This is a genomic window from Pelomonas caseinilytica (assembly GCF_021353235.1).
Lineage (GTDB): Bacteria > Pseudomonadota > Gammaproteobacteria > Burkholderiales > Burkholderiaceae_C > Pelomonas > Pelomonas caseinilytica.
Window position 1 is genome coordinate 741,251 of the sequence record NZ_JAJTWT010000002.1, and the last position, 20,153, is coordinate 761,403.

Sequence of the window (20,153 nt, forward strand, 5' to 3'; positions counted from 1 at the left end):
CGCAGCAGCCCCGCCGCGGTGCGAACCGCACCGTTGGTGTACCGCAGCACCGCGGTGCCGCACAAAAACGGGCCGGCGCGCCCGCGCTTGGGGGGGCGGTGCCGGCCGCGCCCCTCAGCCCGCCGGTGTGACGACGCCGTCGCAGGCGCCGAAGCCGATGCGGCGGAACCCTGGCTTGCAGGCCTGAGCCCGCAGGCCGAGTCGGTCGCCGTCCAGCAGGAAGCTGCGCTGCTCGCCGTTGGGCAGGGTGATGGGCTGCTTGCCGCCCGCGGTCAGTTCGAGCAGCGAGCCCGCCTCCTCGGGCGCCGGGCCGCTGATGGTGCCCGTGCCCAGCAGGTCGCCGGGCTGGAGGTTGCAGCCGTTGCTGGCGTGGTGGGTCAGCATCTGCGCCAGCGACCAGTAGGCGTGGCGCAGGTTGGAGCGCGACAGGCGCACCGGCTCCGGCATGGCCGGCGTCTTGAGCCAGACCTCCATCTCGATGTCGTAGGCCGCCGCGGCGCGATGCCGGGGGGAGTCGAGGTAGGGCAGCGGCTGGGGGTCGCCCTCGGGCCGGGTGAAGGGGATGCGGAAGGGCTCCAGCGCGTCCATGGTGACGATCCAGGGCGAGATCGTCGTGCCGAAGTTCTTGGCAAGGAAGGGGCCCAGGGGCTGGTACTCCCAGGGCTGGATGTCGCGGGCCGACCAGTCGTTGAGCAGGGTCAAGCCGAAGGCGTGCTCGTCGGCCTCGTCGATGCCGAAGGGCTCGCCCAGCGCATTGCCGGGGCCGACGAAGAGGCCCAGCTCCAGCTCGCAGTCGATGCGGGCGCTGGGCTTGAACACGGGCACCTCGGCGTCGGGCGCCTTGACCTGGCCCCTGGGGCGGCGGATGGGCGTGCCGCTGACGACGATGGAGCTGCTGCGGCCGTGGTAGCCGATGGGCACCCACTGGTAGTTCGGCAGCAGCGGGTTGTCGGGACGGAAGAGCCTGCCGACGGCTCGGGCGTGGTGGATGCCCGTGTAGAAGTCGGTGTAGTCGCCGATGCGGCAGGGCAGCGTGAACTCGGCCTCGGCCTGCGGCACGAGGTCGATCTCCGGCGCGCCGGCCTTGAGGGTGTCGAAGAGGCGGTGGCGCAGCGCGCGGCGCTCCACGCCGGGCCGGGCCATCAGCGCGTTCAGGTCGTCGATGCCCCAGGCGGCGAGGTCGAGGATCCGGTCGCCGATGCCGACACCCACCCGCCAGGGCTCCAGCGAGCCGGCGCGCCGGAAACGGCAGAAGGGCAGGTTCTGCAGCGGGAAGTCGGTGGCTGGGTCGTTGGCCGAGGCGACCCAGGACAGGGCGGCGGGGTCGTGGGTATGGTCGAGCATGGTGTCGGGTGTTCAGCGTGCGATGCAGGGACTCAGCCACAGAGGCACAGAGACACAGAGGCGGTGGGCCGGCGCAACGGCCCGTGTGCGATGGCCGGACCGTGGGTCTTGTGACCCGTTTCTCTGTGTCTCTGTGCCTCTGTGGCGCATTGCCGCGGCGGTGGCTCAGCCAGGCTGGAAGTTCTCGGTCAAGCCCTGCCAGCAGTCGGCGTAGGTCTTCTCCAGGGGCGCCTCATTCATCGCCCAGGCCGTGGGCTTCATGGGCCAGCGGGTCTCGAACATGAAGGCGAGCGTGGCGTCGAGCTTGTGGGGCGTGAGCTCGGCGCTGCTGGCCTTGTCGAAGGCGTCGGTGTCGGGGCCGTGAGGCACGTAGCTGTTGTGCAGGCTGGCGCCGCCCGGCTTGAAGCCCTCGGGCTTGGCGTCGTACTGGCCCAGCACCAGGCCCATGAACTCGCTCATCACGTTGCGGTGGTACCAGGGCGGGCGGAAGGTGTCCTCGGCCACCATCCAGCGCGGCGGGAAGATGACGAAGTCGACGTTGGCCCAGCCGGGACTGTCGCTGGGGCTGGTCAGCACGGTGAAGATGCTCGGGTCCGGGTGGTCGAAGCTGACGGTGTTGATCGTCATGAAGCGCGACGTGTCGTAGCGGCAGGGCGCGAGGTTGCCGTGCCAGGCGACGACGTTGAAGGGGCTGTGCGGCTGCGTGGCGCGCCAGAGCTGGCCGCCATGGCGCTTGACGATCTCGTAGGCGCCCTCCTCCACCTCGTGCCAGGCCACGGGGAACTCGAAGTCGCGCGGGTTGGCCAGGCCGTTGGAGCCGATAGGGCCGAGTTCGGGCAGTCGGAAGGCGGCTCCGAAGTTCTCGCACACGTAGCCGCGCGCCGGCACGTCCAGCGGGTCGACCTTGAAGGCCAGGCCCCGCGGCAGCAGGGCGATGGAGCCGGGCGCCACTTCCAGCCGGCCCAGCTCGGTGGTGACCAGCAGGCGTCCCTGCTGGGGCACGAGCAGCATCTCGCCATCGGCGTTGACGAGGGCGCGCCGACCCATGGACCGGGTGGCCACGTAGGCGTGGGCGCTCATGCCCTGCTGGCCGGCTTCGCCGTTGACCACGTAGGTGCGCAGGCCGTCGACGAAATCGCCCTCGCCCTGCAGTGGCGTCGGGCCCCAGCGCAGCGGGTCGGGCGGCGCGGCCTCGCCCTGGGCGGCGCCGCTCTTCCAGTGCGCATGGGCCAGCGGCCCGTAGCCGCCGCACACGACCGAGGGCCGGCGGCGGTAGAGCCAGGTCCGCTGGTTCTCGGCCCGCGGCGCGGTGAAGGCGCTGCCCGACAGCAGCTCGGCATACAGGCCATGCGGCGCGCGCTGCGGGCTGTTGCGGCCGATGGGCAGGGCACCGGGCACGGCCTCGCTGGCGTGCTGGTTGCCGAAGCCGGTCAGGTAGTTCAAGGCGTGTCGGGTCAGTTCAGTCATGGCGTTCGTGGGCCAGGGCGAAGGCTTCTCTGAGCACCTCGCGGTCGCCGATGTGGTTGCACAGGATGAGGGTCAGCCGCGCCAGCCAGTCCGCCGCCGCCTCGTCGTCCAGGCCCGCCTGGGCGGCGATGAGCTCGGCATAGAAGGCATCCGCCTCGCGACCGAAATTTGGGGTCAGGTTCAATTTATTCATTCGGCCTCCCATGGGCTCGGGCCAGGGCTGCCGCCAGGGCCGCAGCGTCGAATCGGTGCCAGCGCGCCGCGACGATGGCGTCGGGCCGCACCAGCACCACGCTGCCTGGCCCCGCGCCGTAGCGCGCGGCGGCGATGCCGTCCGACGGCAAGGTCAGCACACGCACGCCGGCGGCCTCGGCCGCCCAGCCGAAGCACAGCAGCAGGAAGTCGCCGAACTGCTCGCTCAGCCAGCCCCCGTCCAGCGGCGCATCGGGCGCAGGGCAGCCCGGCGCCGGGCCGGCATGCCAGGGCTCGACGTCGGGCGTGCTGAGGGGCGAATCGACGTGGTCGGTCGGCGTGGACAGCCGCCCGCTGTTGACCAGCGGCTTGGCGAACTCGGTGCGCGCGGCGAGATCCAGCGCGGCCTTGCGCAGCCGCCGGCTCAGGGCGCTCTTGGGGCTGATGAAGTCGGTGGCGCGCGTGGAGTGTCCAATGTTGTCGTCGGCGGCCTCGATGCGCTCGAACTCGTAGGCATCGAGCAGGGCCTCGCTGCCCTCCCCCTGCAGCACGGCGGCAAGCTTCCAGCCGAGGTTGTCGGCATCCTGCACGCCGCTGTTGGCGCCACGCGCGCCGAAGGGCGAGACCTGGTGGGCCGCGTCACCCGCCAACAGCACGCGCCCGACGCGCAAGCGCTCGGCGCGCCGGCAGCAGAACTGGTAGATGGACGACCACGCCAGCTCGAAGCCCTCGCTGCCCAGCATGGCGGCCACGCGCGCCTTGATGCGGTCGACGTCACGCTCGGCTTCGGCGTCGGCATCGCGGCCGAGCTGGAAGTCGATGCGCCAGAGGCCGTCGGCCTGGGCGTGCAGGAGCACGGACTGGCCGGGGTGGAAGGGCGGGTCGAACCAGAACCAGCGCTCGGGCCGCGCCGGGTCCAGGCCGCGCGGGTGCACGCCGGGGGCCAGGCGCACGTCAGCGATGAGGAAGCGGTCCTCGAAGACCTGGCCCTGGAAGCTCAGGCCCAGCATGGCCCGCGCCGGGCTGCGCGCGCCGTCACAGGCCACGACCCAGTCGGCGCGCATGTCGAAGAGGCCGTCGGGCGTGCGCAGGTTCAGCGTCACGCCCTCGGCGTCCTGTTCCAGGCCGATGACTTCATGCCGGCCGCGCAGCTCGATGCGGCCGTCAAGCTGCGCCGCGCGCACGAGGCGGGCCTCGACCTGGTCCTGCTGCAGGTTGACCATGGCCGGCATCTTGTGATGCGCCTCGGGCAGGAGGTCGAAGGCATAGGCCTCGCGCTCGCCATGGAAGACGCGCCCGCGCTGCCAGCGCACGCCCTCGCGCGCCACCGCCTCGCCGACGCCGAGGCGGTCGAACACCTCCAGGGTCTTCTTGGCCCAGCAGACGGCGCGCGAGCCGCTGCCGATGTGGTCGTTGTCGTCGACGACGACGACGGGCACGTCGCGCCGGGCCAGGTCCAGCGCCAGCGTCAGGCCGACGGGGCCGGCACCGATGACGACGACGGGGCGCCGCTGCGGCTGGCCCGAGCGCTGCTCCAGGCTCTGGTGATAGGGGTAGGCGGGCAAGTGCATGTCAAGGCCTTGCTTTCACCTCAGGCGCCTTCGAGGGCCTTCCACATCTGCACGTCCCGTTCGGCCGTCCAGATGCGCGGGTGGCTCAACCCGCCGGCCTCGTCATAGGCCCGCGTCACGTCGAAAGGCATGCAGTGGTCGAAGATGACCCAGTGCCCGTACTTGGGCCGCAGCGACGCCATGGTGCGCTGGTAGACGGCCTTCAACTCCTCGCCCGCCTGCACGCCGGCCTGCACGGCGGCATACAGCTCGCTGACGAAGGCGCGCGTGCCGGCCAGGCCGGCGGCCACCTGCTCGGGGCCCTTCAGCGCCGGGCCGCGGCCGGGCACCAGGGCGGCGGCGTCCAGCGCGGCGACGGCGTCCAGCGTGGCGGGCCAGTCGGCGAAGTGGGCGTCGCCGCAGTAGGGGGTGGCGTCGAACTCGACGAGGTCGCCGCTGAAGAGCACGCGCTCCCCGGGCAGCCAGGCCACGGTGTCGCCGGCCGTGTGGCCTCGCCCCGGCGAGAACATCTCGACCTTCACGCCGCCCAGGTCGAGCGTCAGGCGGCCGGAGAAGGTCAGCGTCGGCCAGGTCAGCCCCGGCGGCACGGACTCGACGTTGCGGAACAGCCGCGGGAAGCGGCCGATCTCGCTGGCCTTGTCCTGCTCGCCGCGCTCGCGGATGAGGGCCAGGGTGGCGTCGCTGGCGATGACCTGCTCGAGGCCCTCGGCCTTGAAGGCGGAGGCGCCCAGCACGCGCACGGCGTGGTAGTGGCTGAGCAGCACGTACTTGATGGGCACCGGGCTGACCTCGCGGATGCGGCGGATCACGTCGGCCGCCATCACGGGCGTGGCCTGGGTGTCGACCACCATGGCCGCATCGCGGCCGATGACGATGCCGGTGTTGGGGTCGCCCTCGGCCGTGTAGGCCCAGGCGTGTTCGGACAGGCGCTCGAAGCTGACCTTCTTCTCTTCGAGGTCGGCTTGGGAAGCAAAGGCTTTGGCGGTCATGGGGCGGTCTCCACGCAAGGCTCGCAATTTAGCCTATTACGAATCAATTCAGCAATATAGAATTTTCCACATGAGTAACGGCAAGCCTCCAGCGCGGGAACCGCGCGGCATCCAGAGCATCGAAGTGGGCGGCCAGTTGCTGCTGGCCCTGGCCCACCATGGCCGGCCCATGCCGCTGAAGGACCTGGCCCGCGAGGCGGGCATGACACCGGCCAAGGCCCATCCCTATCTCGTCAGCTTCATCAAGCTCGGCCTCGTCGAGCAGGACGGCGGCAGCGGCCGGTCGGGCTTCTATGGCCTGGGCCCGCTGGCCCTGCAGCTCGGCCTCATCAGTCTGCAGCAGTACGACCCGGTGCGGCTGGCCACGCCGGTCATCGAAGAGCTGGCCCTGCGCCTGGGCCACACCGTGGCCATCGCCGTCTGGGGCACCCGGGGGCCCACCATCGTGCGCGTGGCCGAGGGGCCGACGCCGGTGCATGTGAGCATGCGCCACGGCACGGTCATGAGCCTGGCCGGCACCGCCTCGGGCCGGCTGTTCGCGGCCCACCGCGCGGAGGAGGCGGCGGTGCTGGGCGAAGCCCTGCCCGCGCCGGCCATGCTGGAGGAGGTGCGACGCGAGGGCCTGGCCCGTTCGCGCGACGGCGTCATCGTCGGCGTCAGCGCGCTGGCGGCGCCGGTCTTCGAGGCGGGCGGCCGGCTGGTGCTCACGCTGACGGCCATCGGCCCGAGCGCGAGCTTCGACACGGCGGCCGACAGCGAGGCCGCCCTGGCGTTGAAGGAGGCCGCCATCGCGCTCTCGGCGCGTCTGGGCGGCGGGCTGGCCTAGGAGGTCAGGCGTCGCGGCCGTTGTAGTGCGTCACCGGCAGGCTTTCCAGGTCGACGTCGTCCAGGCAGCGCACGTTGACGGCCGCCATGGCGTTGCCCTTGGGATCGGTGCCCTCGCCGTAGGTGTGGATGCCGCAGTTCGGGCAGAAGCGGTGCTGGATGACGTGCTTGTTGAAGGCGTAGGCGGCGAGGTCGGCCTCGGGCGTGAGCAGGCGCAGCTTGTCGCGCCCGACGAACCACATCAACGCGCCCTTGCGCCGGCAGATGGAGCAGTTGCAGGCCATGACGCCTTCCAGCTGGCCATCGACCTCGAAGGCGACACGGCCGCAGTGGCAGCTTCCTTGGTAGTTCATTGCGCAGTCTCCGTAGCGGGTGAGGGCCGTAGTCTCGCGCAGCCGCGTCTTTGCAATTGGTTTCAGCGTTAGCGCACTGTCCCTGAAAAAGTGTGGACGCCATCGCAAACCCCAGCGCGCCTCGGGGGCAAGCCCGACTTGACTGCACCCGATCCGCCACGACGGCACGATCCGCTCCACTGCTGTACCGATCCACGTTCATGGACTATCACGCCCCCAAGCGCGCGGTCAACAACCTGCTGCTGCGCTACGCCGGCCACGAGCAACGGCCCGTCTTCTTTGACATCGACGACATCTGCCCGGAGCTGCGGGCGCTGGAGCGGGCCTACCCACTCATCCGAGCGGAGTGCGATGCCCTGCTGTCGGGCGGCGTGGCGATGCCGCGCTACCACGACGTCAACCGCCCCGCGACCGAGATCTCGGCCACCACGGCGGGCGACTGGAAGGTGTTCATGCTGGAGCTGCTCGGGCACAAGCCCGACGCCAACCGCGCCCGCTGCCCCGCCACCTGTGCGGCGCTGGCCCAGGTGCCGGGCGTGCTGCAGGCCTTCTTCTCGGTGCTGGACCCGGGCAAGTCCATCCCCGAGCACGACGGCCCCTACGTCGGCTACCTGCGCTACCACCTCGGCATCCGCGTGCCGCGGGTGAATCCGCCGCGCATCCGCGTCGCGGGGCAGGACTACGTCTGGAAGGAGGGCGAGGGCGTGATGTTCGACGACTCCTGGCCGCACGAGGTGGTCAACGAGGCGACGGAACCGCGCATCGTGCTGATCGTGGACATCCCGCGGCCCCTGCCGCTGCTGCCGCGGCTGGTGAACAACTTTGTGCTGTGGGGGCTGGCCGCACCGCTCTACGGCAAGAAGGTCGTGGCCAAGGCCGACCGCTACAGCGGCGACCTGATGTGAACGAAATGACCTGGGTTCAGGGCAGCTTGGCCAGCATGGCGGCCTCGGTGGCCTCGTCCCACGCCAGGGGGTAGAGGCTGCGCGCCGAGGCCAGCAGCTCGGGACGGCCGCCCAGCAGGGCGATCTGCTCGCGCACCGTGGCGAAGTCCACGCTCATCAGCACCGCCGGCGCGTTGACACGCGGGTTGTGGCGGGCCGTGGTGTAGGGCAGCAGGCCCAGCCAGCGCCGGTAGAAGGCGACGTGGCGCGGGTTGACCTCGATGACCAGGCGCTCGCAGCGCGCCTTGCGATGGGCATGCAGGTAGCCGAGGTGGAAGATCTGGGCCAGCACGCGCTTGGGATCGTGGGAATGCTTGTCGACGGCCAGGCCGCCGAACTCGCAGAGCTTGACGCGCGCCGAGCGCCACTCGGCGATCTCGGCCCCGAAGAGCAGGTCGGCATGCAGGCCGCCGGGCCCGTCGAAGCGCACCGACAGGGTGCCGACGATGTTGTCGCCATCCTTGGCGGTGCAGACGATGTCGCCGTCCTCGTTGCGGCTGCTGTAGCGCTCCCGGGTGACGAGCAGGCCCCGGTCGCCATAACGGCGCTCGACGAGGCCCAGCGCCTCGCCGTCCAGGGCGCCGAAATCGCTGTTGAGTTCCAGCGGCGGGCCGCCGAAGGGATTCAGCGGCGAGCGGCTGCTTTCTTTGAAAGAGGGGATCATCGACTGCATCCTTGGCGCCCAACGCACCGAGCCGGCGAGTCTAGGGACTCGAATGTGACTTTTCCCTGGCGGACACAGAACGATACATGTGTATTCCCTGATCGGCCGGGTTTTCCTGCCCCTCGAATGGGTGACCCCAGGCCGTCGACGGGCGAAGCCGCAGCCGGCCGGCCGTAAAAAAGGCCGCGTGAGCGGCCTTCGTGCGGAGCGCAGCCGGCTCAGGCGCCGCCGTGCCGGGCCGCCAGGCGGTTCATGTTGGTCATCGAGAGGCGATGCATCTCGACGAGGGCGATGAGGCCGTTGCGGTGCAGCTGAAGGACCTTGTCGTCCGGCAGCTCGGCGTACTTCTTCTCGTCCAGGGCCAGGAAGCCTTCCACGTCCAGCTTCTCGCCGTTGGGCAGCGTGGCCTCGAAGCGCATGTCCTGCAGCAGCTCCATCTCCACGAGCAGGTTGCAGATGAGGCGGGTGCGCTCGGTCTCCTGCTCGAAGTTCTCCAGGAAGGTCTTGGCACCTTGCAGGAACTCGGTCGGCTGGCCGTCCTTGAACAGGGCCTCGCCGGTCGTTTCGTTGAAGCCGGCCCACTTGCTGTCGAAGCAGACGGCGAGGTTGTTGGCGTTGCCGTCGAGGCGGGCCATGGCGAAGGGGTAGCGGCGCACGTAGGCGGGCACGTAGTTCCCCTTCCACTCGTTGCCCTCGACGAAGAGGTTGACGCCGGACTTCAGGCCCAGCACCGCCAGCGGCGCGACGGCGGGCTTGCCGTCGGGGCCGCCCTCGCCGGCGCGCACGAAGACGATGGGGTATTCCTTGCAGGCGTCGCCGAACTCGACGGCGGCCAGGAAGACCGAGTTCTGGTCGGCCACGCGCGTGACGACGGTCTGGCTGGTGTCCAGCTTCAGGTTCTTGTGGACTTCACGGTCCAGCGGCAGCAGTTCGCCGTACATCGGGGGGTTGCTCATGTTTTCTCTCCAGTTTCTTCGGCCAGACGACTGACCAGCACTTTGTCCACACGCTTGCCGTCGAGGTCCACGACCTCGAATCTCCACGCGTTCCACTCCACCACGTCAGCCGTGCGCGGCAAGCGCCCCAGCAACAGCATGACCATGCCCGCCAGGGTGTTGTAGCGGCCACGGTCCTCCTCGGGCAGTTCCTTCAGCTCCAGGCGGTCCTTCAGCTCGGGCACGGGGATGAGGCCGTCGAACAGCCAGCTCCCGTCCTCGCGCTGCACCGCCCAGGAGTCGCCGTCGCTCGGGGCGTTGAACTCCCCGGCGATGGCTTCCAGCACGTCGCGCACCGCGATCACGCCCTGGACCTCGCCGTACTCGTCGACGACGAAGACCAGGGGCGCCGCGGACACGCGGAAATGTTCGACCAGCTCCATGCCCGACAGCGTCTCGGGCACGAAGAGCGGGGCCTCCAGCCCCTCGGTCAGGTCCAGGGCCTTGCCGTCCAGCAACCGGGCCAGCAGGGCCGGCGCCGAGGCCACGCCCAGCACGTCGTTGAGGCCGCCGCGGCAGACCGGGTAGCGACTGAAGCCATGCTCGCGCAGCACCGCCAGCACCTCGGCGGGCGTGGCGTCGGCGTCCAGCCAGGCGATCTCGGCCCGCGGGATCATCATCGAGCCGATCTGGCGCTCGTCCAGGCGGAAGACGTTGCGCACCATCTGGTGCTCGTGCTCCTCGATGACACCGGCGTCCCGGCCCTCCTCCAGGCTGGCGGCGATCTCCTCTTCCGTCACGCCGCGCTGGCCCTTGTTGCGCAGGCCGAGCACGCCGAGGGTCGCCTCGGTCATGAAGCTCAGCGACTTCACCAGCGGCCGGGCCGCGATGGAGATGAAGTTCATCGTCGGCGCCACCAGCCGGGCCACCGTCTCGGGGTAGATCTGGCCCACCCGCTTGGGCACCAGCTCGCCGAAGACGATGGTCAGCAGCGTGATGATGACGACGACCAGGGCCGTGGCCGCGATGTCTGTGGCGTGCGGGTTGAGGCCGAAGGTCTCGGTCAGCCAGTGCGACAGCGGGCCCGAGAAGGCCGCGTCGCCCACGATGCCGTTGAGCACGCCTATGCCGGTGATGCCGATCTGGACCGTGGAGAGGAACTTGGTCGGGTTCTCGTGCAGGTCCATGGCGGCCTGCGCGCCCCCCTCGCCGCTTTCCACCATCACCTGCAGCCTGGCCTTGCGGCTGGCGGTCAAGGCCATCTCGGACATCGCGAACAGGCCGTTGACGAGGATCAGAAAGAGAACGAGGGCGGTATCCATCGAAAGCGCCGCCGCCGGAAAACCCGAGGCGACGCGGGGTCAAAAACGAAGCCCGGGAGCCTAGCAGATGGCCGTGACGGCGCCCATCACGCATTCCCGAGGCTGCCCGGACGGCCAACTTTCAGCGCGGCACCAGCAGGGCTTCGCAGCGGTCGGCCACGGCGCGTATCGCCTGGGCCTGCTCATAACCCTCGTACTTGGCGGCGAACTGCCGGGCCTTGTCGGCGAGGGAGGCGTCGGCCACCGCGCGCTTGAGCAGCCGCGGGAACTGGCCCGCCGCCGCCTCCGGGATCACCACCGCCGCGCCTAGGGCCTCGACGCTGCGGGCGAACATCGTCTGCTCCAGCTGCTGCGGGAAGAGCAGCACCGGCTTGCCCGCCAGCAGCATGGCCGCCACCGTGCTGATGCCGGCATGCAGCACCGCCAGGTCGCAGCCGCGGCGCACCTGCTCGATGTCCAGCGGCTGGCGCGAGATGGCGAGGTTGTCGGCGGAGAAGCTCTCCACGGTACGCCGCGAGACGCCGGGGACGTGCACCAGCACGCTGGCGTCGAGCTGGCGCAGGGCCGCCAGCAGCGGCTCCAGCGCGCCGTAGTCGGGCTTGAGATAGGCGAACACCTTGAGCGCGCCCTTGGCCGGCCAGCGCACCGCCTCGCCACGGCCGAGGTCGAAGATGGGGCCGACGAAATCTCCGCCGGCGCGGTCGGGGTAGTGGTCCAGCTCCGGCAGCGTGGCGAAGACGTCGGGACTGCCCGAGAGGATGTCCAGCACGCTCTCGACGGGCGGCGCACCCAGCTCGTAGAGCACCTGGTTGGCGACATGCATCACCTGCTGCTCGGAATCCAGCAGCCGCGCGGCCGGCGCCTTCTGCCACCAGCGCAGCGGCGGCAACGGCCGGGCCGCGGGCGGCACCTGGAAACCGTTGGCCAGGTTGAGCTGCGGCAGGCCCAGGCCCCGGCTGGCCAGCACGGCTGTGGGCGAGTAGTCGAACACCAGCGCATCCACCTTCAGCAGGCCGAGCAGGTTGCGCCAGGCGCGGCAGATGCTCAGCAAGGCCGGCGGGTCGAGGAAGCCGAACTGCATCAGCAGCTCGGCATGGCTGAGGGGGTCGGGCAGCTTCATGACCCGGCCTATCCACAGCGGCGCCTGGAACCAGCTGAAGCCATGCGGCCCGAGCAGGCGCTCGGCCTCGACCAGCTCGCGGATGATGAAGACGGCCTCATGGCCGCGCCGGCGCAGCTCCCGGGCGACCGGGATCATGCGACCGAGGTGGCCATAGGCGCCGCCGAGTTCCCAGATGAATGCGAAGCGAGCCATGGCGCGCGAGTCTAGGGGTGGGAACGAAAGACAAGCGGCACCCCGTGGGTGCCGCTTGCCGCGATGCCGGACGCGCCGGCGTCAGTCCGTGGCAGGCCGGGCCTTGCGCCGCCGGCTCAGCCACCAGCCCCCGCCTGCCGCCCCCAGCAGCGCCAGGCTGCCCGGTTCGGGCAGGGATACCGCGGTGGCCGTGAGCGCGAAGTCGGCCGTGTCGAAGGGCTGAGCGCCGTTGAACGGGTCGCCCGAGCGCGCAATGCCGTTGTAGCTGACGCACTGGGTGTACGGCACCTCCACGAGGCCGTAACCGCCATAACCGCCGTAGCAGTTGCCCGAGCTGACCGCGCCGCTCAGGTACTGGCCGCTGACCATGGACACGATGTCGTAGTCGATGGTGATGGTCTCGCCGATGCCGACGAGGCCCATGTCCACCGAGTAGGCGCCACCCGCGCCGTAGACGTAGTTGGCGTCGGCCGCGCCGCAGCTGGCCCAGGCGCCGAGCGCGCCGATGTCGTTCTCCGAGCAGGTCACGCCCGAGGCCGTCTGCGTCACGAGGGTGTCGCCCTGGCTCACGACCACGCCGTTACGGCGGATCTGCAGCCGCGTGTTGGCCGTGCCCACGCCCTCGCCCCACAGGGCCACTTCGCCGCCGTCGACGTTGAAGGAGAAGTTCAGCAGCATGACGCTGCCGGTGTCGTTGGTGTAGGTGCCGGTGTAGAGCGAGCTGGTGCGGGCGTAGAAGTCGGCACCTTCGCCGGAGGCGCGAGCGCCGAAATACGTCGAGCCACCCGTGAAGCCGTAGGTGTGGAAGAAGACGCTGGACGCGCCATCCGCCTTGTTCATGTAGAAGTCGGCGCCGGTGGGCGACGTGAACAGCGAGCCCTCGGGCAGCGCATCCGCCGGCGTGGCGCCGTTGAGCGCGTACTGCGCCAGCAGCGTGATGGTGGGATCGGCCGCCGCAGTGGCGCTCAGGCCACCGCAGGCCACCGCCACGAGCAGGCTCAGCAGCCTGGCGCGCGGCACGGGGATGTCGTCGTACATAGGGTCTCCGGTTGATGAACGGCGGGGTTTCTGCAAAATTCGCGCCACCAGAAAAACCCCTTGAGCGTCAAGGGCTTGCGAACCACGTCTCCAAATAGTTCACGCCACTGTCAAGAAAGCCGACAGCCCCACGGCCCTTAGCATGGCGCCATGAACTACCTGATCGGTGACCTGCAGGGTTGCTGCGACGCCTTCGAGCGGCTGCTGGCCCGCATCGACTTCTCGCCCTCGCGGGACCGCCTCTGGCTGCTGGGCGACCTCGTCAACCGCGGCCCCTGCTCCCTCACGACCCTGCGCCGCCTGCAGGGCCTGGGCGACGCGGCCACCTGCCTGCTCGGCAACCACGACCTGCACCTGCTGGCCGCGGCCCACGGCGTGCGCCACGTGCATCGCGGCGACACCCTCGACGACATCCTCGCCGCCCCCGACCGCCCCGCCCTGCTCGATTGGCTGCGCCACCAACGCATGGCCGTCTTCGAGGCCGGCTGGCTGATGGTGCATGCCGGCGTGGTGCCGCCGTGGAGCCGCGACGACACCCTGGCCCTGGCCGCCGAAGTGGAAGCCGTGCTGCGCAGTGACGACCTGCCCGGCTTCCTGCACGAGATGTACGGCAACCAGCCCGCCCGCTGGAGCCCCGCCCTGGCTGGCACGGCGCGGCTGCGCTTCACGGTCAACGTGCTGACGCGGCTGCGCTTCTGCACCGCCGATGGCGAGATGGACTTCAAGACCAAGGACGGCGCCGGCGCCGCCCCTGATGGCTTCATGCCGTGGTTCGAAGCGCCCGGCCGGCGCACTGCCGACACCCCCATCGCCTTCGGCCACTGGTCGACCCTGGGCCTGCTCGACCGGCCCACCCTGCTGGGCCTGGACACCGGCTGCGTCTGGGGCGGCCGGCTGACGGCAGCACGCGTGGACGGCGCGCGGCGCGAGATCATCCAGGTCGACTGCGAGCAGGCGCAGAAGCCGGGCTCGTAGAATGCGCGACCCTCGGAGGCTTGGGGGAGTGGTTTAACCCAACGGTCTTGAAAACCGTCGGCCGGTCAAACGGCCCGTGAGTTCGAATCTCACAGCCTCCGCCACCGACTGGATGGCGATAACTCAAACTTGTCGTTTGTCAGCGACCGCGCGACTTCATAGCGTGGTGTAACTCCCCAGCCTGGATCGGCTGGGTCACACCGGTTGCTCAGCGCTGCACAGCAACGCGGTAGGTTGGGGTGAACGCAGTGACCCCAAGCGAATTCGGCCGATCATGACGTCGGGGTTCGCAGGCTCACCCAAACCTACCGAACTGACATGCGCCGATCAGATTGACCAGCGCGTCCAGCCCTTCGGGTGGGGTGATACGGGGCATATCTGCGACGATTTGCTCGGGCCAGTATTGCGACAAATAGGTTGTCGCGCAAAGCGTTTCACGACACATCAGCGTCGCGTTGGTGACGCAACCCGCAGGCATCGTCGCCCCGCCACGGAAGTCAGGGCGCGCCGCCACTATTTCAAAGCTGCCCCGTATACCTCGTATGCAGCCGCCTCCCCTGCCCGTCCACGGCCTGCAGCCACAGCTCCGACTTGACCGAGGCCGTCGGCGTGTAGCCCGTGCTCAGGGTGGCCGTCGTCTTGGGCGGCAGGGGCACGGTGGTGTCCAGCACGGTCGGCGTGCCGCCGGCCGTGGGGGTGAAGACGCGCTTGATCTCGATGAGTCGCAGGTCCGGGTTGGCCGCCGCCCATGCCGCCCAGTTGATGGCATAGCTGCCGCTCTGCAGGTCGACGGCGCGCAGCGTGAGGTTGGTGGTGAGACCGTCCAGGGTGGGAAAGCGCGTCGCCGCGGGGTCGCCGACGACGTCGGCGCGCAGGTAGGCGTTGCGCGTCTCGGCCACGCCGGAGATGGTGTAGTTCACGAGGTATTTGGCGCCGCGCAGGCTGTCGGCGCTGCCGACCCAGCCGACGGCGGAGCGCTGGATGGCCAGGTCGCCGACGCCGCCCGTCGGGATGAGGTTGGTGGCGCCCGGCGTGGACGACAGGCACAGCATCGGCCGGCCGCAGTAGCCGAAGGCGATGCTGAAGCCGCTGGGGAGTTGCAAGGTCGCTGAGCTCAGCAGCTGCACCGGCGGGTTGGTGGGGATGGGGTCGGGCGTCTGCGCCTGGATCTCGACCTGCAGGCCGATGCCGGGGTTGGGCGACAGCGCCGTGTCGGTAGTGCCGTCGGCGTTGAGCGCCGTGAAGGCCAGCGGATGCACGGCGACGGCCAGCTTCTTGCCGTTGCCGACGAGGTTCCACTTGTTGGTGGTGGTGGCCGACTTGTTGTAGCTGACCACATCGCTGAAGAGGTCGACGACGGTGCCGCTGGAGTCGCTGATGGCCGCCGCCACCAGCACCTTACTGCAGTTGCCGGTGGCCGGCGTGTCGTCGGCGCAGCCGAGCAGCTGGAACCGCCCGAACTGGCGGTTCGCGGTGGTGTAGGTGGAGAGGATGCCGGCCAGGTCGGTCTTGCTGCGGCCGTTGTGCTTGTCGTAGCCGGTGACCAGGGCGTTGGTGAGGATGGTGCTCACGTCACGGCCCTGGGCGATGAGCTGGTTGAGGGCCGCGCCCAGGTCGTCCAGGCCCGGCAGGTTGCCCAGCAGGGTCGTGGCGCTGGTGGCGGCTTTCAGCGTCGAGGTGATGGCGTTGGCCGGCGTGCCGGCGGTCTTGAGCAGCTCGGTCTGGGCGGTGGGCAGCTCCACCACGACCTCGGGCGCGGTGCCGGCGAGGAACTTGTTGGCCACCTGCAGCACCGGCACGTTGCGGCTGGAGCGGGCCAGGTCCACGCGGACGCTCTCGATCAGCAGGTCGTGGGCGCCCTTGTTGGCCGCGAAGCTCGCGTCGGCGAGCAGGTCCAGGGCCTTGGCGTCGGTGACCTTGAGATCGGTCAGCTGGGTCTTGACGAGGGTCTTGAGGAAGTCGCCCGCGGCCGGTGCGGCCGTGGCGAGCTGGCTGAGCTGGCTGGCGCTGCTGGAGGCCGCCGCGAACACCGGCGCGGGCTCGGTGCCCAGGGCCAGGGCCACGATGGCATTGGTCAGCGGCGTGACGTGGCCCACCATGGCGGCGCTGATCGCCGGCACCGTGGAGTGCAGCACCTGCATGTTGCCGGCGGCGTCCATGCCGCGGGCCTGGATGAAGAGGGGCGCCGTCGGGCTGTTGAGTGTCAGCGTCAGGCTGTAGCTGCCGTCGGCCGCCTGGGTCGTGGCCGAGCCCACCGCCCGGCCCTGGCCGTCCACCACGCTGACCTTGGCGTTGACCAGCGGGGCGCCCGTGGCGGCCACGCCGCGCAGCGTCGGGGGCGTGTCGGTCACCGGCGTGCCGGCGCTGCCGCCTCCACCGCCGCAAGCGGCGAGGGCCAAGGTCAGGATGAGGGCGGCGAGGCGGAACGGCATGGCACGGGCGTGGAGCGGGGCTCGTGCCAGTGTGCCGCCGCCAGCAGGCCGCGGTGGGCCGTTAAGAGGCCGAAATCAGCGGCTGATCTGCACCCAGGCGAGTTCGAGCCAGTTGTCGGGCCGGTGCACGGGCGTGACGTGGGCCCGCGCCGCCCAGGGGATGACCTGGCGGTGCAGCGGGATGACGTTGACCTGCTCGCGCAGCGCGGCCAGCGCGCCGCGGATCTCGGACTCGCGCTTCCTCGCGTCGGGCTCGACGCTGGACTGCGCGGCCAGGGCGTCGGCCTTGTCGTTGCGGAAATTGCCGAAGTTGTAGTCGCCCACGCCCTTGTCGCCGCGGCTGCGGTACAGCGGCGTGAGCACGGTCTCGGCGTCGGTCACGCTGCCGCCCCAGCCGTAGAGGTAGAGGCTGGTGTCGAGCTTCTCCAGCTTGGGGAAGTAGAGGGCCCGCGGCATGGCGTTGACCTTGACCTTGACCTTGAGCTGGGCCCACATCGCGGCCAGGGCCGAGCAGATCTGCTCGTCGTTGATGTAGCGGTTGTTGGGGCAGTCCAGCGTCACCTCGAAGCCGTCGGCAAAGCCGGCCTCGGCCATGAGCTTGCGGGCTGCGGCCAAGTCGTGGGGCAGGCGCGTCTCCAGGGCCGGGTCGTCGAAGGCGGCCGTGCTGGAGGGCGTCAGGCCGCCGGTGGGCAGGGACATGCCGCTCATCAGCTTGGTTCGCAGCACCTCGATGTCGATGGCTTGGTAGAGGGCACGGCGCACACGCACGTCCTTGAACGGATTGCGGTCGCCAGGCACGCGGCCGTAGAGCAGCTTGTCGCGAGCCTGGTCCATGCCGATAAAGACGAGGCGGTTCTCGGGGCCGTCGATGATCTTGACGCCGGCCGTGTTGCGCAGCCGGGCCACGTCGCGCGGCGCGGGGTCGTGCACGAAGTCGATCTCGCCCGACACCAGGGCCGCCAGCCGCGTGGCGTCGCTGGCGATGGGGGTGAAGACGACCTCCTGCAGGTTGCCGGTGAAGCGGCCCCACCAGTTGGGGTTGCGCTTGAGCACCGTCTTGATGCCGGGCTGGCGGCTCGCCAGCATGAAGGGCCCCGTGCCGTTGGCGTTCAAGGCGGCAAAGCTCTCCTCCTTGTTCTTGAAGTCCAGCGGCCGGGTGACGCGATGGGCCTCGCACCACTTGCGGCTCATGATCCAGAGCTGGTCGATATGCTGCAGGAAGATGGGATCGAAGGTGGCGAGCTGGAAGTCCACCGTCAGGTCGTCCACGCGCCGCGGCGTGCCGACGGCATTGGCGTAGTTGGCGATCTGGGAGGTGGGCTCCTTGGCGCGCTGAACCGAGAAGACCACGTCGTCGGCCGTGAGCGGCGTGCCGTCGTGGAACTTGACGCCCGGGCGCAGCTTGAAGCGCCAGCTCAGCGCGCCGGTCTGCGTCCATTGCGTGGCCAGGCCCGGCACCAGGGCGAGCTTGGCGTCGCGGTTGGTCAGGCGCTCGTAGATCTGGCCATTGACGGCATTGGTCAGGCTCTCGTTCTGCGAGTGCGGGTCCATGGTCTGCGGGTCGCCCGCGCCGGCCCAGCGCAGGGTTTGCGCTGAGGCGCCCAGGGCCAGGCCCAGCAGGGTGGCCACCATCCATCGTTTCATCATCGTCTTCTCCCAACGGCTCTGGCAGCCAGTTTAGGAGGCCCCGCATTCACCGCTTTGCGTTGGGGTTCCAGAGTTCTTCGAGATGGGTAAAGCCCCAGTTCTCGGGCGGCTCGCGGCCGATGATGCGATCGCTGGCGCCGGGGGCGGACAGGTCGAGCAACTGCACGGGGATGGGCATGCCGGACTTGGTCGAGTAGAAGACCTTGACCCGCGGCGTGATCAGCGACGCGGGGTTCTGGTCGATGACGACCGCCAGGCGCCCGGACTGCAGGCGCACCAGGGTGCCGGCGGGATAGATGCCCACGCTCTTCACGAAGGCCTGGAAGACGACGGGGTCGAACTGCCCCTTCCACTGCGCCATGCGCTGCAGCGAGCCGGCCGGGTCCCAGGCCGACTTGTAGGGCCTCGTCGAGGTGATGGCGTCGTAGACGTCGCAGACGGCGCCCATGCGGGCGAAGAGGCTGATCTGGTCGCCCGCGAGCTTGTGCGGGTAGCCGGTGCCGTCGATCTTCTCGTGATGGTGCAGGCAGACGTCCAGCGCCGAGGCCGGCACCTTGGCGCCGTCCTTCAGCAGCTCCCAGCCGCGCTCGGGGTGGCTGCGCATCACGCTGAACTCGGCGTCGGTCAGCGCGCCGGGCTTGTTCAGCACCTCCAGCGGCATCTGCATCTTGCCCACGTCGTGCAGCAGGCCGGCCAGGCCCGCCTCGCGCTGGGCGGCAGCGTCCAGGCCCATGTGGCGCGCCAGGGCCACCATCAGGCCGCAGACGGCGACCGAATGCATGTAGGTGTAGTTGTCCTTGTTCTTGAGCCGGGCGAGGCTCAGGAAGGCCGACGGGTTGCGCGCCAGCGAGCTGGTCACCTCGTCGACGATGGGCAGGCAGACCTCGGTGTCGATGGCCTTGCCGAGGCGGGCTTCGCCGAACAGCGCCGTGACGGCCTCGCGCGCCCGGTTCAGGACCTGGGCGGCACGGTCGAGCTCCTCTTCCATGCTGACCAGCTCGGGCAGCGCGGGGGACGCGACCGGCATGGCCGGCTCCGGCTCCGCGACGGGTTCGGCAACGGCGGCGGGCTCGGCGGCCTCGGTCGCCGCGGACGACAAGTCAGCCCCCTTGTCGATGTCGATCCAGATGGCCGGCACGCCGCTGGCCTGCAGGGCTGCGAGGTCGACCGGATCGGTCAGCACGAACTTGGTCTTCCAGAAGGGATGGGAGAGCCACGCTCCCTCCATCGCCTGGAGATACATGCCCAGTCTCGCTTCGGACGTCGGGATCTTTTTCAACATGGCGGCATCTATGCTCGCCAGGGAGTATCGATCGCCAAAAGTAAAAAATCGCTACCTCCACCGTGCAGCCCTGCACGTTTCCGCCGGAGAAATGAAAAAGCCGCCCTCGCGGGGCGGCTTCTCGGCGCGCCGGGCGGCTCAGCGGAACTTGCTTTGCGGCACGGTGGCCAGCTCGGTCGGCAGGGTGCCGATGTAGCTGGCGATGGCCTTCAGCTCGGCATTGCTGAACTGCTTGACCTGGCCGGCCATCACGCCGTTGCTGCGGCCGACGGTGTTGTTCTGCTCGGTCTTGTAGGCCTTCAGCGCCACGGCGAGGTAGTCGGGATGCTGGCCGGCGAGCTTGGGGTAGCCCGGGTCGATGGGCTTGCTGAAGTTGGCGCCGTGGCAGGACACGCAGGCGCCCTTGGTCAGCAGCTCGGCCACGTTGGCGGGCGCGGCGGGGATGGTGTCGGCCACGGCGGGCAGCTTGGCCTGCTGGGCGTAGAAGGCGGCGATGTCGTTCATGTCCTGCTCGGACAGCGAACCGGCGATGCCGCGCATGGTGGGATGCTTGCGGTCGCCCTTGGCATAGGCCTGCAGGGCGGAGACGATGTACTTGGCGTTCTGGCCGGCGATCATCGGGACCTTGTGGATCTCCGGGAAGCTGGCCTGGTAGCCCGGAATGCCGTGGCAACCAATGCACATCGCAATCTTTTTCTCACCCGCCTTCACGTCCTGGGCCTGGGCGCTGAAAGCACCGAAAGCAGTGGCCAGGGCGAGCGAGATCTGCAGCAGTTTTTTCATGGTCCCCAGGGGTTCGTGTTCTTGAGCGGCGGCGATTATAGGAGGGCTCCTATACTGGACCGGCCCCCTTCCAGC

Annotated in this window: 18 protein-coding genes and 1 tRNA gene; 4 read left to right on the forward strand and 15 right to left on the reverse strand. The window is 69.7% G+C overall.

Annotated elements, in window-relative coordinates; all coding sequences use genetic code 11:
- Nucleotides 1-114 precede the first annotated feature (114 nt).
- The 5 genes from fahA to LXT12_RS07145 form a co-directional block, all read right to left on the reverse strand.
- Complete coding sequence (gene fahA, locus LXT12_RS07125; RefSeq protein WP_233390734.1) at nt 115-1,344, reverse strand: fumarylacetoacetase; 1,230 nt, start codon at nt 1,342-1,344, stop codon at nt 115-117.
- A gap of 165 nt (nt 1,345-1,509) precedes the next feature.
- Nucleotides 1,510-2,811 carry a homogentisate 1,2-dioxygenase gene (gene hmgA, locus LXT12_RS07130; protein WP_233390735.1) on the reverse strand — a complete coding sequence of 434 codons (1,302 nt, stop codon included), beginning with the start codon at nt 2,809-2,811 and terminating at the stop codon, nt 1,510-1,512.
- Complete coding sequence (locus LXT12_RS07135; protein ID WP_233390736.1) at nt 2,804-3,004, reverse strand: DUF2783 domain-containing protein; 201 nt, start codon at nt 3,002-3,004, stop codon at nt 2,804-2,806. Before LXT12_RS07135 ends, hmgA begins: the two co-directional genes overlap by 8 nt.
- A complete protein-coding gene (locus LXT12_RS07140; RefSeq protein WP_233390737.1) occupies nt 2,997-4,574 on the reverse strand; it encodes an FAD-dependent oxidoreductase in 1,578 nt (525 codons plus the stop codon). The genes LXT12_RS07135 and LXT12_RS07140 overlap by 8 nt, the downstream gene beginning before the upstream one ends.
- A gap of 20 nt (nt 4,575-4,594) precedes the next feature.
- Complete coding sequence (locus tag LXT12_RS07145) at nt 4,595-5,563, reverse strand: MBL fold metallo-hydrolase (RefSeq protein ID WP_233390738.1); 969 nt, start codon at nt 5,561-5,563, stop codon at nt 4,595-4,597.
- Nucleotides 5,564-5,633: 70 nt separating this feature from the next.
- Between LXT12_RS07145 and LXT12_RS07150 the strand changes: the two genes are divergently transcribed.
- Nucleotides 5,634-6,389 carry an IclR family transcriptional regulator gene (locus LXT12_RS07150; protein WP_233390739.1) on the forward strand — a complete coding sequence of 252 codons (756 nt, stop codon included), beginning with the start codon at nt 5,634-5,636 and terminating at the stop codon, nt 6,387-6,389.
- A 4-nt stretch (nt 6,390-6,393) separates the two neighbouring features.
- Here the strand turns inward: LXT12_RS07150 and LXT12_RS07155 are convergent, their stop codons facing one another.
- A complete protein-coding gene (locus tag LXT12_RS07155; protein WP_233390740.1) occupies nt 6,394-6,741 on the reverse strand; it encodes a GFA family protein in 348 nt (115 codons plus the stop codon).
- A 200-nt stretch (nt 6,742-6,941) separates the two neighbouring features.
- Between LXT12_RS07155 and LXT12_RS07160 the strand changes: the two genes are divergently transcribed.
- Complete coding sequence (locus LXT12_RS07160) at nt 6,942-7,646, forward strand: aspartyl/asparaginyl beta-hydroxylase domain-containing protein (protein ID WP_233390741.1); 705 nt, start codon at nt 6,942-6,944, stop codon at nt 7,644-7,646.
- Between the two features lie 16 nt (nt 7,647-7,662).
- Here LXT12_RS07160 and LXT12_RS07165 read toward each other — a convergent pair whose 3' ends face one another.
- From LXT12_RS07165 to LXT12_RS07185, 5 genes are all read right to left on the reverse strand, one after another.
- Entirely contained in the window at nt 7,663-8,349 is a 687-nt protein-coding gene (locus LXT12_RS07165; RefSeq protein ID WP_233390742.1) for an N-acyl amino acid synthase FeeM domain-containing protein, read from the reverse strand.
- 218 nt (nt 8,350-8,567) lie between these two features.
- Nucleotides 8,568-9,305 (reverse strand): SapC family protein, encoded by a 738-nt coding sequence (locus LXT12_RS07170; protein WP_233390744.1) that lies wholly within the window; start codon nt 9,303-9,305, stop codon nt 8,568-8,570.
- Nucleotides 9,302-10,606 (reverse strand): hemolysin family protein, encoded by a 1,305-nt coding sequence (locus LXT12_RS07175; protein WP_233390746.1) that lies wholly within the window; start codon nt 10,604-10,606, stop codon nt 9,302-9,304. The genes LXT12_RS07170 and LXT12_RS07175 overlap by 4 nt, the downstream gene beginning before the upstream one ends.
- Nucleotides 10,607-10,727: 121 nt before the next feature.
- Complete coding sequence (locus LXT12_RS07180) at nt 10,728-11,921, reverse strand: glycosyltransferase (RefSeq protein WP_233390748.1); 1,194 nt, start codon at nt 11,919-11,921, stop codon at nt 10,728-10,730.
- Between the two features lie 81 nt (nt 11,922-12,002).
- Complete coding sequence (locus LXT12_RS07185) at nt 12,003-12,959, reverse strand: PEP-CTERM sorting domain-containing protein (protein WP_233390749.1); 957 nt, start codon at nt 12,957-12,959, stop codon at nt 12,003-12,005.
- Between the two features lie 150 nt (nt 12,960-13,109).
- Here LXT12_RS07185 and LXT12_RS07190 point away from each other — a divergent pair, with 150 nt between their 5' ends.
- Nucleotides 13,110-13,934, forward strand: coding sequence for a symmetrical bis(5'-nucleosyl)-tetraphosphatase (locus LXT12_RS07190; protein ID WP_233390750.1), 825 nt, complete (start codon nt 13,110-13,112; stop codon nt 13,932-13,934).
- 14 nt (nt 13,935-13,948) lie between these two features.
- Nucleotides 13,949-14,038, forward strand: a tRNA-Ser gene (locus LXT12_RS07195).
- Nucleotides 14,039-14,452: 414 nt separating this feature from the next.
- Here the strand turns inward: LXT12_RS07195 and LXT12_RS07200 are convergent.
- The 4 genes from LXT12_RS07200 to LXT12_RS07215 form a co-directional block, all read right to left on the reverse strand.
- Nucleotides 14,453-16,366, reverse strand: coding sequence for a hypothetical protein (locus tag LXT12_RS07200; RefSeq protein WP_233390751.1), 1,914 nt, complete (start codon nt 16,364-16,366; stop codon nt 14,453-14,455).
- Between the two features lie 75 nt (nt 16,367-16,441).
- Nucleotides 16,442-18,013, reverse strand: a complete 1,572-nt coding sequence (locus LXT12_RS07205; protein WP_233390752.1) for an ABC transporter substrate-binding protein — start codon at nt 18,011-18,013, stop codon at nt 16,442-16,444.
- A 46-nt stretch (nt 18,014-18,059) separates the two neighbouring features.
- Nucleotides 18,060-19,295, reverse strand: coding sequence for a cyclic di-GMP phosphodiesterase (locus LXT12_RS07210; protein WP_233390753.1), 1,236 nt, complete (start codon nt 19,293-19,295; stop codon nt 18,060-18,062).
- Nucleotides 19,296-19,433: 138 nt separating this feature from the next.
- Nucleotides 19,434-20,078: a c-type cytochrome gene (locus LXT12_RS07215; protein ID WP_233390754.1), complete on the reverse strand. Its 645-nt coding sequence runs from the start codon at nt 20,076-20,078 to the stop codon at nt 19,434-19,436.
- Nucleotides 20,079-20,153: the final 75 nt, after the last annotated feature.